The organism is Shinella yambaruensis, from assembly GCF_050859155.1.
GTDB classification, from domain to species: domain Bacteria; phylum Pseudomonadota; class Alphaproteobacteria; order Rhizobiales; family Rhizobiaceae; genus Shinella; species Shinella yambaruensis.
This window is the reverse complement of sequence record NZ_CP150642.1, coordinates 121,312-133,203: the sequence shown is the minus strand read 5'-3', so window position 1 is coordinate 133,203 and position 11,892 is coordinate 121,312. Positions and strand designations below refer to the sequence as shown.

The window sequence follows — 11,892 nt, the reverse complement described above, 5'->3', positions numbered from 1 at the left end:
GTTCTGGGCGTGGAAATCCCGCCTCCCTCAACCAAGGTGTATCTGGCGTCGGACGTTACCGGAACCCCCTGATGTCTTGCCTCGCCCTCAAACATCTGTCCGCAACACTTCTGGAGTTCGCACAAGTGAGCAAGTCTGCCTATCGGTACCTTGTAACACGGCTGGCGAACAACGAACCAACAATCGCCTCGCTGGAGCAGACGATTGGAGACATAAAGGCCGTTTTAGCTGCTAGCAACGTTCCGATCCCCGAGGGGCTCGCCGAACTCCACCAATCCGGCACATTCAAGATCGTCGATGATGTCCCAACTGGCAAGATCGAGACGATTCTCATGGCGAGAGCAGAAAGCGCCGGCGCAATCGATCCGTCTCGAGGTAAAGGCGCACTGTAGCGCATGCAGAAGCTCATTCTCAAATGCGGCCTAGGAGACGGTTGCAGCGCTTGCGCGGTCGGATCGCTCGCCGGCGGCGTCGAAAAGGACCCCGACGCAGTAAGAAATGCAATCATCTCACCGTGGTCAAATGGGCAACCGGAAGGTCAGATCACACGCTTGAAACTCATCAAGCGCCATGTGTGGACGGCCTCTGCGTTGCAAGCGGAATCTTTCGTGGCATAGCACTCTTCGCGTCGGCCTCTGCCACTGTACTGACTGCAGGCAGGAAAGCGGTTCTGCCTTCACCTTCTTCGCAGTATGGCCTGCCGAATGCTTCGAGCACACGGGTCAAACCGCTGAGTTCGATGGGCGGCACTTCTGCCCACAATGCGGGGCACGCCTATTTTCGGCCGACGACAGGGAGGCGGAAATCAAACTCGGTATCCTTGCCCCGGTTCCAACTGCGCTCACGCCGACCTACGAACTTTGGGTCAAGAGGCGCGAGGCTTGGCTCTATCCGATCGAAGGCGCCGAGCAATACGAAGAGGACGGACCATGAGCGGCAAACGGTGGACGGGTGGATGTCTATGCGGCACGTGCCGATACGCCTTCGACGGCGATCCCCCGCATGCGGGATACTGCCACTGCGACATGTGCAAGCGATCGACCGTAAGCGCACAATTCGGGGCACCTGTTCATTGAAAATCGAATGAAGGATTCTGTGTCCACAACGGAGACTGTGGACATAATGGCATTGGATATCTTGACTGGATCGGGGCCCCTTCGGGCTGTGAAGGTTCTTTCCAACGGGAAGCGACGGTTCGATCCCATCGAGAAAGACCGGCTGATCGACGCTGCAATGAAGCCCGGGGTATCAGTCGCCCGCCTGGCACTGGCGCACGGCGTCAACGCCAATCAGTTACGCAATTGGGTGAAGCTTCGCCGAGATCGGCAGGCAGAGGGTGCTTTGACGGTTGTTGCGGGGGAGGAAACATCGGCTTTTGTTCCGGTGGTTTCAGCGTCGCCGATTGCGCGGCAGCCCGACATGCCGGCTCGTCCATCATCGGCAGGAATGCGACTGACGGCGTCTCTGCCGAACGGTGTGCGGCTTGAGCTTGAAGATGCGGATGAGAAGGCCTTGTCCGCGATGATCGAAGTTCTGGGGCGTTGCAATGTTCCGGCTGGCTGACGATCTTCGCGTCTATCTTCACCGGGACCCGATCGACTTTCGTGCGGGGATCAACAGCTTGGCGATCGTAGTCGAGCAGTCGATGGGCTTGAGCCCGTTCGAGCGTGCTGTGTTCGTCTTTTGCAACCGTCGGCGCACCCGGATGAAGCTCCTGTTCTTCGAGCGGTCAGGGTTTGTGCTCGTTTTGAAAGCCTTGTCCGAAGACCGGTTTCGCTGGCCCCGCCGCGAGGCGCCGGTCGTGACGCTCGATACCGAACAGTTGCGCTGGTTGCTTGACGGCATCGATCTTGACGCGATGGTGCGCCATCCTGTCCGGCAGTATGAGTTTGTCGGCTGAAGGCTGTTGACGGAGCGGGGCGGCTCAGATTCAAAGCTACGATGACACGAGCCGGCACTCCTGATGTTGCGGAACTGATGGCGCTTCTGGCGGCGAATGCTGCGGAGAACGCCGCGCTGCGGGCTGAAAGGGATGCTCTTGCACAGCGTGTCTTCAAGCTCGAGGAAGAACTGGCGCTTGCACAACTTCATCGTTTTGCGCCGCGCAGCGAAAAGCATATGGATCGCGTCTTCAATGAAGCCGAGAACGCCGCTCTGGAGGCCGATGCGGATGAGGGCTTGGCCGATTGTGACGAGACAGACGCCACTGAGCTTCCCGACACGGGATTGCCAGAGGTGGAAAAGCCCGAAGGCGTCAAGCGCGGGCGTAAACCTCTTCCGGCAAACTTGCCCCGCCAACGCGTTGAATATGACCTTGCCGACGATCAGAAGACCTGTCCGTGCTGCCGCCATCCGTTGCATCGCATGGGCGAACTCGTCACCGAGCAGCTGCATATCGAGGTGAAGGCGACCGTGTTGCAGAATGCCCGGGCGAAGTATGCTTGCCGCAACTGCGAGCGCACCGGGATCAGCACGCCTGTCATCATCGCGCCGATGCCTGCACAGCCCTTGCCGGGCAGTATTGCCACGGCCTCGACGCTGGCCTTCGCGCTGGTTCACAAATATGTCGACGGGACACCTCTCTATCGCCTGGCGCAGGCCTTCGAGCGTGCTGGCGTTCCTGTCAGCCGTGGCGCCCTCGGCCATTGGGTGATCGGTTCGAGCGAAAAGCACCTCGTTCGCATCTACGATGCACTGAAACAGCGGCTCTTGTCGCAGAGCGTCATCCATGGTGACGAGACCACGGTGCAGGTGCTGAAGGAAAAGGGCAGGAAAGCAACGGACGAGTCCTACATCTGGGCCTATCGCAGCGGGCAGGACAGCCTCGAGCCGGTTGTGCTGCTCGAATATCAGCCCGGTCGTGGGCAGGTGCATCCGCAGACTTTCCTTGGTGACTATCGCGGCATCCTGATAAGCGACGGCTATCAGGCCTGGCGCACCCTGAAGGGCGCAACGCATGTCGGATGCATGGCGCACGCCAGGCGACGCTTCGTCAAGGCCTTTAAGGCCGGGAAGAAACAAAGCGGGCGGCCCGCGCAGGCATTGAAGTTCTTCGACCAGCTCTACCGGATTGAAAGGCAGGTGCGGGACGAAAAGCCCGATAACGGCGAAACGCGGGCCGATTGCATCCGACGCTTGCGCCAGAAACACAGCGCTCCGGTCCTGGATGCCCTGAAGGAGTGGCTCAACAGGATGGTTCCCAAGGTCGTGCCCGACACCAAGCTCGGCGATGCGATCTCCTATACGCGAAACCAGTGGGAATATCTGACCCGCTACACCGAAGACGGCAGGATGCCGATCGACAACAATTTATTGGAACGCGACATAAGAGTTTTTGCAACCGGAAGAAAATCCTGGCTCTTCTGTGACACCGTCGATGGGGCCAAGGCAAGCGCCGTCATCTACAGCCTTATGCTGACCTGTCGCGCCTGTGGCGTCGAGCCATTCGCCTGGTTGCGACACGTCTTCACCGAAATGCCGCAGCGTCCAGACGGCGCCGACATCAACGACCTCCTGCCATTCAACTTCGCAAAAACCGCACCTGACTGATCAAGGCCCATCGGCAAAAGCCGATCACCCTCATAGCGGCCAAGTCAACGCGCAGGGAAATGCGCGCTTACGATCGACCGGCGGCGGGTTTGCCGTTCTCGTGCAGGCCCGCCGTGCGTCGCTTACCTGGACAAACGTTTCACCCGCCGTCTTTCGCTCGTCCTCCATAGCGACGCGAGGCTTCTGTTCGAAATGTGGTTCGCCTCTCTTCCTTCAATATGACGGTGACGACCTCGTTCGCCTGACGGCCGGCTCTCTCGACCATCCCGAGCGGATCCAGCCCGCCGGCCACTACGGCGTCGAAAGCCGGCTGCCGTGGGCAGACATCGGACAGGGCCTTCCGGAAGAGGAAACCAAAGAGCGGTTCTGAACAACAAAGGAGATTGAGTATGACCAGTCTCGTGCAGCACCGACGGCTCGAGGTCGGCGGTATTGACACATTCTATCGCGAGGCGGGTCGACAGGATGCGCCTGTCCTGCTCCTGCCACATGGATATCCGTGTTCTTCCTATGAGTTTCGTAACCTCATACCGCGCCTGGCTGACCGCTGGCACCTGATCGCACCCGATTTTCCAGGCGCAGGTTACAGCGCCACTCCGGAAGACTTCGACTACAGTTTCGATGGATATGCCGCATTCCTCGAAACCTTCCTGCAAACGCTCGCCATCGATCGTTTCGCGATCTATCTCCACGATTTCGGGTCTCCCATTGGTGCGCGTCTCGCGATCAAACATCCCGAACGTGTTACCGCGCTCATCATTCAGAACGGCGACATTCCCTATGAAGATGCGCTTGGCCCGAAATACGCGGATATTGAAGCGACGTGGACACTGCCAAGCTCTGAGATGAGGAAAAAACTGTCTGATGCGGTGAGCGAAGAAATGTTCAGGCAAGAGTTTCTCAACGATCTCGATCCCGATCTTGCAGCAGCGATCCCACCTGATCTTTGGAAGCTTCATTGGTCGCTGGTCACGCCGAAACGCAAGGAGATCGCCATAAACCTCATCGCGGGGTTGAAGGAGAACCGGACCTGGTTTGCCGACCATCGAAAGTATCTTCGCGACCACCAGCCTCCGACGTTGATCGTATGGGGTCCGAACGATCACTATATGCCAGAAAAGTCCGCGAGGGCATATTTACGGGACCTGCCGAATGCCGAATTGCATCTGCTCGACGGCGGGCACTGGCTACTCGAAACGCATCTCGATGAGGTCGCTTCGCTTGTTCGAGATTTTCTCGGGCGCGTTCTTGCAATTTAACCCGGAATGGGGGCGAACTGACAATCCGCATTCGTTATTGAAGACGTCGGCAATCATCGCCCGAGCGAGCAATAAAGACCGGCACACGATGCGCCTGTCAAGCCGCAGAGACAAGGGGCGCTCTGCAGGGGAGTTCATGCCGCTGTCAGGATCACAAGCACCTGTGCATGCAACTCGGCAGTAGCCGAGGCAACAATCGCACCACCGTATTCCGGGCGCCCAGCAGTCCGATCCGTGACGATGCCCCGGCCTGCACCCGCGGATACGACGATCAACGGTCTTTAACGACCAGTTGACCCAGCGGCGCGGTTCTTGCGGCAACGTCGAAGTCGTCGAGCGGACCGCCTGGAGCGGATCGACTGATTAATCCACCGAAGCCTCTGACAATGGCCTTCGGCAAACCCCTGTGCGGTTCACGGCCCCGGCCCGAAGCGGCCATCGTCACAAATGCGCGTGGACAAGGTCTGTGAGCGGGTATCAACCCCTTGGGGATATCGCAGTTCTTTCAAAATGCCTGTGGCCGACCTAGGTGTTTGATCCCGTGGTTTGATGGTGCGATCCTTTCCTTGGAATGGAAGGACGCCCTATGGGACAAATTCGTCACGGAAGCGCCACGACCACGCACGCTGTCCGAGCAGCAATACAGCGATCGTAAACTTCGCTCGCGCAGCTGAGCAGGGAGTTGGGCATCAACCCCAAGACCGTTGCGAAGTGGCGCAAGCGTGCGACGGTCGAGGATATGAAGACGGGGCCGTCAGAGCCGCGGTCCACCGTCCTCACCGAAGCCGAAGAGGCGATGGTCGTGGCATTCCGGCGTCATACGCTTCTGCCCTTAGACGATTGTCTTTACGCCCTGCAGCCCTCGATCCCTCACCTGACCCGATCCGCACTGCACCGGTGCCTACAACGGCATGGCATATCGCGCCTGCCTGATGTGGAAGGCGACAAGCCGAAGCGGTCGAAGTTCAAGCGCTACCCCATAGGGTTCTTCCATATCGACATCGCCGAGGTTCAGACCACTGAAGGCAAACTATATTTGTTCGTCGGTATCGACCGCACGAGCAAGTTCGCCGTGACCCAACTCGACAAGGCCGACAGGAAGACCGCCTGGGAATTCCTTCAGCATATGCTCGAAGCCGTGCCCTACCAGGTCCATACCATTCTCACCGATAACGGCATCCAGTTCGCAGAGCAGCCTCGGAACCGGAATACCATCTACTCCCGGCCAATGCGCTTCGACATGATCTGCGAGGCCAACGGGATCGAGCACAGGCTAACCAAACCTAACCATCCATGGACCAACGGCCAGGTCGAACGGATGAACCGCACGATCAAGGAGGCCACCGTCAAGCGCTTCCATTATGACAGCCACGACCAGCTGCGAACACACCTCGCCGACTTCATGGCGGCCTACAACTTCGCACGAAGGCTCAAGACCCTCGGCGGTCTCACGCCATATGAATACATCTGCAAGCTCTGGACCTTAGAGCCAGATCGATTCATCCTGAACCCGATCCACCAGATGCCGGGACTGAACACCTAGTGCTTGAAGGTATTCTCACGATGCCATTTCAGAAATTGAGGATGAGGTCGCTCGTGGATACCTGCCGGCACGATCGCTTTTCCGGTTCTATTGATGAGGCCTTGGATGCTGTCGCGGTCGTTTGCGTGACGCGAAACCAGAACCTCGAGATCGTCCGACAGGCCGATAAGGCCGCGATCGAACATCCAGTGTGCAGTTCCGGAAAGCGCAATGCCGTTCGACAAAATGTCCGGGCCACTCGCTTCAACGGGGCGGATATGGGCAGCATCAACCTCCGCGCGGCCACCGCCGTTGATCAGCTTCAAGCCTGTTACCGCGCAGCGTTTGTCATAGGCCTGCAAGATCAAGCGGCGGAACAGCCGATCGCGAACGACGCGTGATGAAAGCTGTGTGACTCTCGTTCTATCCAGATCGAATATGAAAGGAGCCTGGGTGCTCTCAGCGAGCCCGCTTGGCAGTATCGCGTCGATTGCCTCACCCGACCGCGGCAGTTCCGGTTGATTTTCCGCCAACCCAATCGACAGAATGCGATTGAAATCTGCGGCTGAGATCGGCCGTACTGCTGCTTGAGCCCTTCCCGAAATCCGTCCGGCGTCGTTGAGCACCCCGTGCTCGATCACACCATTTGGCCCGTTGAAGGGAACGGCATTTACGAAATCAAGATAGCTTCCGGGTTCAAGCAGAGCCATATACATCCCGGGCGCTTTAGGATCCGGAATGACCTGCGCGACTTTGGCCACCGCGAAATATCCGCGCGTCGCCGCAACCTTTCGAGGCTCGTAGTAGATGATCCAGTCCCCAACGCAGGCTTGAACGCGACCGAGATACTGGCTCGGAAACTGATATTGTTCAGCCGGACTGTCGTCGTAGATCGAATCTGTGCGGTGAATAAAAACCCCGAATCCCATACTCGATCTCTATCATGGTGACCGCGATTCAAACCAGGGAGAACGATCACTATGCATGCCCTCAAGCGCGTCGTACTTTACGCGCGTTACTCGACAGATCAACAAAACCCCGCTTCGATCGAAACCCAGCTCGATCTCGGAAAGGAATTCGTCCTACGGCAAGGTTGGCATCTGACCGACACCTTCGTTGATGCTGGTGTCAGCGGCTCGTCATTTGAGACGCGGCCCGGTCTCCACGCCGCGTTGGCCAGGTCGAGCACTGGCGCCTATGACGTCTTTCTCTGCCTTACCCTCGATCGCCTTTCCCGCGACCTCGAGCACAGCGCTCGCATTCTCAAGATCCTGCAGTTTTATGATGTCGAACTGTGGACGGTACACGGCGCCGCGGCGGTGTCGTCAATGGAATTGGGACTGAGGGCGGTTCTCAATCAAGAGGTGCTCGAACAGGTTCGCTATCGCACGCGCGAAGGCATGAAGACTGTCGCCAAGCATGGCCGGGTGCCAGGCGGCATCTGTTACGGCTACAGAGTGCGACGTGAGTTCGACGATAACGGGGAGCCGGTGCGCGGCCTGCGTTCGATCGACATCGCCGAGGCGGCAACCATCGTCTGGATTTTTGAGCGGTACGCAGACGGCATGAGCCCGGTCAGGATCGCTGACGAACTCAATGCACGCGGGGTACCCGGCCCGCGCGGTCGACCTTGGCAAGGGACCGCAATTCGCGGTCATCGTAATCGTGGCAGCGGAATTCTGAACAATCAGGCCTATATCGGACTGATCGTCTTCAACCGCCTCGCCTATCGGAAAAATCCTGCGACAGAACGTCGGGTCTCTCGGGAGAATGCTGTCGAACACCATGTCGTGCAGGAGGTGCCGTCGCTCAGAATTGTTGAAAATGCCCTTTGGCAACAGGTGAAGACCCGCCAGGAGAACTGGCGCGCGGGCTAGGTCCTGTTGACAAAGTGGATTCCCAAATCAGCAGAAGCGTGATTCAAGACTGCTTTTTAGGAGGCAGTTTTGGCTCGCGGCGACCTGACAGATATGGAATGGCGGATCATCGAGGGGTTGTTGCCCACCGAACGCGGCAGGAAGTCCCGACCGTCGCACGATAATCGGCAATATCTGAACGGTATGCTGCATGTCCTTCGGGTCGGATGCCCGTGGCGCGACATGCATGAGCGATACGGAAAGTGGAATTCGGTCTATGTGCGCTTCCGCCGTTGGGCCGAACAAGGCGTTTGGGACGCCCTGCTTGAGACCCTCGTCGAACTGGGGCTGACGGATGACTGGCAGCACATGATCGACAGCACCACTGTTCGCGGCCATTCGCAGGCGGCGGGCGCAAAAGGGGGACTTATCAGGAGGCTTTTGGTCGATCACGCGGCGGCTTTACGACGAAAATCCACGCCCGAGCAGACGGTCAGGGCCGCCCTCTTGGCTTCGTCCTGACAGGCGGCGAGGCTTCGGACTACAACGCCGTTCCTGACTTGCTGGCGATACCGGTCGGCAAGCCGAGGTTGTTCCTCGCCGACAAAGGCTACGACGGTGACTTCCTGCGTGAAGAACTCCTGATCCACGGTATCCGGCCGGTCATTCCGCCAAAAACCAACCGAAAGAACCCGCCTGCCTGCGACTTTCGGGTTTACAAAGATCGAAACCGCATCGAGCGGATGTTCAACTGTCTCAAGCAGTTCCGGCGCGTCGCGACCCGATACGACAAGACACGAAAATCCTTCTCGGCATTCCTCGCCCTGGCAGCCGCAAAGATATGGCTGCCATACTTTGTCAACAGGACCTAGGACAAGCCTCGGCTACGGTTCGGCCAGATGGCTTCACTCCGCGCACGTGCCAAGGATCGGCGTCATCAGTCTTACATGCGTATCGATACGCTCGAGAACCTTCGCCGGAGCGACACTACGTTCCGGCAGCGACCACCAAACTTCGTTGACGCGCTCGACCGTATCGACCACCGCTTTAAGCACGGCCGCTTCCGGCAAGCGCGCGCGATTGGCGAAGGCTTTCCATCGTTGCGCATTCAACGCCTTGAAGGGGCGCTCGCCGGCGAGCGACAGAGCCATGGCATCTGCTGGGATGTAAGGGATCGTCGAGAGCACGTCGTAGACAGGCGCAAACTCCGGTTTGTCGCCCGCTCCGCGATAGATCAGCGACCAGTTTTTCAAGTGCATGTCACCATTGCCGGTTATGGCAGCCAGAGCCAGTCGGCGGACGAACTCGAGCGCAGCGTCGGACGAAACGGCAACGTTCAAGGCTGCGGCGATATCATGATAGGCGGCACCCTCGTATTTCCGCGAAGGATAGACGCCGAATACCTGCGCGAAATCCTCGATATGGATCCGCTCGCCGTTTGCGCCACGATCGAAACGTTTGACGAGCAGGACTCTACCGTCGGACAACGTCTCGAACTCCTTCGGGATACCTTCGAACTCTGATTGCTCGACGAGTTCACGCTCCGGAGCCTCCATGCCGATCGCTTCAGCCAGTGCAAGATTGGCATATTCGTTTTCCGACACGCCGGGAAACGAGGTCGATGGAAACTTGGCAATGTAGGCCCCCTGCTCGTCGCCGATCGGCAACGTCAGTCCACCGCCTTTCCCCGTGTTCTTGATAACCGAAAGCTTCATCTGAACGCCGGCGAGCGAAAACCGGGCTTTCGGCTTGGTAGCGGGCAGATTGTCGAGACGGGCAATCGTCCCGTCACCCGGCACGACGCGGACGGCGCCTGGCAGATCCGAACCGAGCGCGACGAGCAGATCGAAATCGTTTCCGGCGCGGACACTCCCCGCGTGGTGTTTTTCCATTGCTTCCCGCAGCTTGTCTTCAGGGAGCAGATTGGCGAAGAACGCCGGCAACGCTCTGGCAACGGGTTTCGGGTCCTTACGCAAGCCGCCAGTGGCTGCGCGAAAAGACAGGCTGAGCACCGGGAAGCCGCCCGTTGCGCGATAGCTGTCCTCCAAGCTGAAGGCGTTGAAATCGCCGGGCGTCCTGACGATCGTGCCGACCTTCATATCGTTCAGCAGCACGTCGAGCGACGAGATGGATCTCGGATCGGATGAAGCTTCAGGCATTCTCATCCCCGTCTGCATGAGCCATGAATGCCGGGAGATCGTCGAGATCGTCATGCGGTCGCAGCAGCGCGTCGACGGCCGGAACCATCGCCTGCGGTATAAGCATCAGCTCAAGCCCGAGAGCGCGGCCGATGTTGATCAGGGTCGTCGTGCGCGCAGCACTGCTTCCGGCTTCTATCTCACGATAGCGAGGGCGCGATATACCCGCCATGTCGGCAACCTGCTCCTGCGTCAGTTGCCTGCCTTTACGCGTAGCCTTCAGCAACTGCCCGATTTCCAGCAAGGCATCTGACTCAGACCGTGCCATCCTACCTACCCTAAAGTTCTCCGTGGAGTAGACAAGCTAATTCAAAAATTCCGAGCTCAGTCAACGCCAATGATATATAAACGGATCATCGCTTGTTAATTGATCCCTTTATATATCATTCCTGCCGTTCTCCGAAGGACCGGGTAAGGGCCAGCGAGTCCCGTCCACCATACATGCGTTACTAAAGTCACATCCCCAATTTCCCCTCGCCCCAGCACTAATGCCAGAGAGAAACGGATGAGCATGCCCAAACACGAGCTTCCATCACGTCATTTTCAACGAAGAATTTCGGAGTTCTGCGAGGTGCGTATTCCACCGACATCCTCAATCAGACTGCACCGCGGCGCTCTGTCTTCACCGGCGAGGCTTTGGCGAAGGCCTTCAATTGACACACGTCAATGCAGAACACCAGATTACCGTCTGCGGGGTAATTAGTTGCATACTAGTCATCAAGCGCACTATTGAGGTCCCCTAGTCCTATCATCAGCATCATTGGGTCTGACGGAGAAGGCAGGAAGCCGACAGCCTCATAGAAGGCTCGTGCTTCATCTGAAATTGCATGCACGAGCACGCCACGGATGCCGAGTATTTCAGCGGCACTGAGCAGGCGCAGTCCAGCGTCGCGGACGAGCGCCCGACCGATACCTCGGCCTTGATATGACCGGTCAATAGCAAGCCGGCCTAGCACGGCGACTGGGATCGGATCCGGCATATTGCGCCGAAGACGGCCGGGTGCTTCTGGCGGCTTTACTGCGCCTGAGGCGAGCGCGTAATAGGCAATGACACAGCTTCCTTCACAAACAACAAAGGTACGTGACGCGCCACTTGCCTGATTGGCGCGGGCACGTCGACGAAGCCAATTATCCAATTCAGAAACGTCGGAATCGAACTCGGCGAACTCATGATGATCGGCCAAAGGAGAAGGCGCAGTTATGGTCACGCGTTGTCCCACGGCGCCTTGGTAGACATGGTGCGCTTCAAACGCACATTAATCTGTGCAGGCGCATCAAGGCGAGCAAGGTATTCGGCATAGACTTCAGGGCTCACCGTAAAAATCGTACGATCGAGCAGCACTTCCTCAGCCCGACGTTCAGACGCTTCCAACATGAAATCTGTGCGAGTCTTGCCAAGCAACTCAGCTGCACGGTCAATCAAATTGCGCGTCGCCGGCTTAATCCGCATATTTAGTGGAACACTTGCGTCCATGTTCTTACTTGTGTGTGACGTCGACATGAGAAAC

The 11,892-nt window shown here is 58.1% G+C and carries 13 protein-coding genes and 2 pseudogenes; 10 read left to right on the top strand and 5 right to left on the bottom strand.

Features of this window, described 5'->3' with window-relative positions:
• The first annotated feature begins 125 nt into the window (after positions 1 to 125).
• The 8 genes and pseudogenes from WMC41_RS30075 (at position 126) to WMC41_RS30040 (ending at position 6,351) form a co-directional block, all read left to right on the top strand.
• Positions 126 to 392, top strand: a complete 267-nt coding sequence (locus WMC41_RS30075; protein WP_432350143.1) for a hypothetical protein — start codon at positions 126 to 128, stop codon at positions 390 to 392.
• 178 nt (positions 393 to 570) lie between these two features.
• Complete coding sequence (locus WMC41_RS30070; protein WP_432350141.1) at positions 571 to 933, top strand: GFA family protein; 363 nt, start codon at positions 571 to 573, stop codon at positions 931 to 933.
• A 189-nt stretch (positions 934 to 1,122) separates the two neighbouring features.
• Entirely contained in the window at positions 1,123 to 1,563 is a 441-nt protein-coding gene (gene tnpA, locus WMC41_RS30065) for an IS66-like element accessory protein TnpA (protein ID WP_332909300.1), read from the top strand.
• Entirely contained in the window at positions 1,547 to 1,900 is a 354-nt protein-coding gene (gene tnpB / locus WMC41_RS30060; RefSeq protein ID WP_269832258.1) for an IS66 family insertion sequence element accessory protein TnpB, read from the top strand. Before tnpA ends, tnpB begins: the two co-directional genes overlap by 17 nt.
• A gap of 41 nt (positions 1,901 to 1,941) precedes the next feature.
• A complete protein-coding gene (gene tnpC / locus WMC41_RS30055) occupies positions 1,942 to 3,549 on the top strand; it encodes an IS66 family transposase (RefSeq protein WP_432350139.1) in 1,608 nt (535 codons plus the stop codon).
• Positions 3,431 to 3,919, top strand: a complete 489-nt coding sequence (locus WMC41_RS30050; protein WP_432350137.1) for a GFA family protein — start codon at positions 3,431 to 3,433, stop codon at positions 3,917 to 3,919. Before tnpC ends, WMC41_RS30050 begins: the two co-directional genes overlap by 119 nt.
• Before the next feature lie 19 nt (positions 3,920 to 3,938).
• Entirely contained in the window at positions 3,939 to 4,808 is an 870-nt protein-coding gene (locus WMC41_RS30045; protein WP_432350135.1) for an alpha/beta fold hydrolase, read from the top strand.
• Between the two features lie 586 nt (positions 4,809 to 5,394).
• Positions 5,395 to 6,351 (top strand): annotated as a pseudogene (locus WMC41_RS30040) (IS481 family transposase).
• Here WMC41_RS30040 and WMC41_RS30035 read toward each other — a convergent pair.
• On the bottom strand, positions 6,348 to 7,259 hold the full coding sequence (locus WMC41_RS30035; RefSeq protein ID WP_432350133.1) for an HNH endonuclease: 912 nt from the start codon (positions 7,257 to 7,259) through the stop codon (positions 6,348 to 6,350). The pseudogene WMC41_RS30040 and the gene WMC41_RS30035 sit on opposite strands and share 4 nt — an antisense overlap.
• A 51-nt stretch (positions 7,260 to 7,310) precedes the next feature.
• Between WMC41_RS30035 and WMC41_RS30030 the strand changes: the two genes are divergently transcribed.
• Positions 7,311 to 8,207, top strand: a complete 897-nt coding sequence (locus WMC41_RS30030) for a recombinase family protein (RefSeq protein WP_432350131.1) — start codon at positions 7,311 to 7,313, stop codon at positions 8,205 to 8,207.
• 69 nt (positions 8,208 to 8,276) lie between these two features.
• Positions 8,277 to 9,058: pseudogene (locus tag WMC41_RS30025) on the top strand (IS5 family transposase).
• Positions 9,059 to 9,091: 33 nt separating this feature from the next.
• Here WMC41_RS30025 and WMC41_RS30020 read toward each other — a convergent pair.
• From WMC41_RS30020 to WMC41_RS30005, 4 genes are all read right to left on the bottom strand, one after another.
• Positions 9,092 to 10,345, bottom strand: coding sequence for a type II toxin-antitoxin system HipA family toxin (locus WMC41_RS30020; RefSeq protein ID WP_432350129.1), 1,254 nt, complete (start codon positions 10,343 to 10,345; stop codon positions 9,092 to 9,094).
• Positions 10,338 to 10,652, bottom strand: coding sequence for a helix-turn-helix domain-containing protein (locus WMC41_RS30015; protein ID WP_432350127.1), 315 nt, complete (start codon positions 10,650 to 10,652; stop codon positions 10,338 to 10,340). The genes WMC41_RS30020 and WMC41_RS30015 overlap by 8 nt, the downstream gene beginning before the upstream one ends.
• A gap of 442 nt (positions 10,653 to 11,094) precedes the next feature.
• Complete coding sequence (locus tag WMC41_RS30010) at positions 11,095 to 11,592, bottom strand: GNAT family N-acetyltransferase (protein ID WP_432350125.1); 498 nt, start codon at positions 11,590 to 11,592, stop codon at positions 11,095 to 11,097.
• Positions 11,589 to 11,885: a DUF1778 domain-containing protein gene (locus WMC41_RS30005; RefSeq protein WP_432350123.1), complete on the bottom strand. Its 297-nt coding sequence runs from the start codon at positions 11,883 to 11,885 to the stop codon at positions 11,589 to 11,591. The genes WMC41_RS30010 and WMC41_RS30005 overlap by 4 nt, the downstream gene beginning before the upstream one ends.
• Between the last annotated feature and the right edge of the window lie 7 nt (positions 11,886 to 11,892).